Raw genomic sequence first — 1,237 nt, 5'->3', positions numbered from 1 at the left:
GATGTTTTATTAATACTTGAAGCTATGAAAATGGAAAATGAGATAATGGCAAGTTGTGACGGAACTGTTTCAAAAGTAAGCGTATCAAAAGGAGCATCAGTAAGTGTAGGAGATCCTTTAATAACTATAGGATAGAAATTAAAAAGAAGGAGGACTTACCCGTGGGAGAAGTTATAACTGATTTTATTCAATCAATGGGTATTGTTAATATGGACTGGAGACAATTAGTAATGATCACAATTGCCTGTGTCCTATTATATTTAGCAATAGCTAAAGGTTTTGAACCTTTATTACTAGTACCTATAGCTTTTGGTATGCTGCTTTCGAATATTCCACTTTCAGGAGTTATGAATAGCGCAGTTTCTACAATTGAGCCTATAGGAAACGTAACAAATGGAATTATGGAAGCCGGGATTAGTACCAAAACGCCAGGAGGGCTACTATATTATCTATTCCAAGGCGATGCGCTTGGAATATTCCCTCCATTAATATTTTTAGGTGTTGGAGCTATGACAGACTTCGGTCCGTTAATAGCTAATCCAAAGAATATATTACTTGGAGCAGCAGCACAATTTGGAATATTTTTCACTTTTATAGGAGCATTGCTTCTTGGTTTTACAGCACCAGAAGCAGCTTCAGTAGGTATAATAGGTGGAGCAGATGGACCAACAGCTATTTATTTGACAACAAAATTAGCACCACATTTATTAGCACCAATAGCAGTTGCAGCTTATTCATATATGGCTTTAGTTCCAATAATTCAGCCACCAATAATGAAAGCTTTAACTACTCAAGAAGAAAGAGCTATAGTAATGGTTCAAAGCAAACATGTTTCTAAAAAAGTAAAAATAATATTCCCAATTGTTGTTACTATAGTAGTATCACTACTTTTACCAGCAGCGGCAACATTAATTGGTATGCTTATGTTTGGTAATTTACTTAAAGAATGTACAGTTACTGATAGATTATCAGATACTGCTACAAATGCTTTAATGAACATAGTTACCATTTTCTTAGGATTATCAGTTGGAGCATCAGCTCAAGCTGAAATATTTTTAAGTGCACAAACTTTAAAAATATTCGTTCTTGGAGTTGTAGCATTTGGAATAGGAACAGGAGCAGGAGTATTATGTGCTAAATTTATGAATAGATTTACTAAGGAAAAAGTAAATCCACTTATAGGTGCAGCAGGAGTATCAGCAGTTCCAATGGCAGCTAGGGTTGCTCATAAGGTTGC

Annotated in this window: 2 protein-coding genes; both read left to right on the top strand. The window is 35.1% G+C overall.

The window, feature by feature from the left end; all coding sequences use genetic code 11:
• Positions 1-12: 12 nt before the first annotated feature.
• Entirely contained in the window at positions 13-135 is a 123-nt protein-coding gene (locus QOZ84_RS16645; RefSeq protein WP_334305577.1) for a biotin/lipoyl-containing protein, read from the top strand.
• A gap of 26 nt (positions 136-161) precedes the next feature.
• Positions 162-1,237: sodium ion-translocating decarboxylase subunit beta (locus QOZ84_RS16440; RefSeq protein WP_284133959.1), on the top strand; the 1,076-nt coding region annotated here is incomplete at its 3' end.

Origin of the sequence: Romboutsia sedimentorum, assembly GCF_030131845.1 — a bacterium.
GTDB lineage: Bacteria > Bacillota > Clostridia > Peptostreptococcales > Peptostreptococcaceae > Romboutsia_D > Romboutsia_D sedimentorum.
This window is presented reverse-complemented; position numbering and strand designations above follow the sequence as displayed.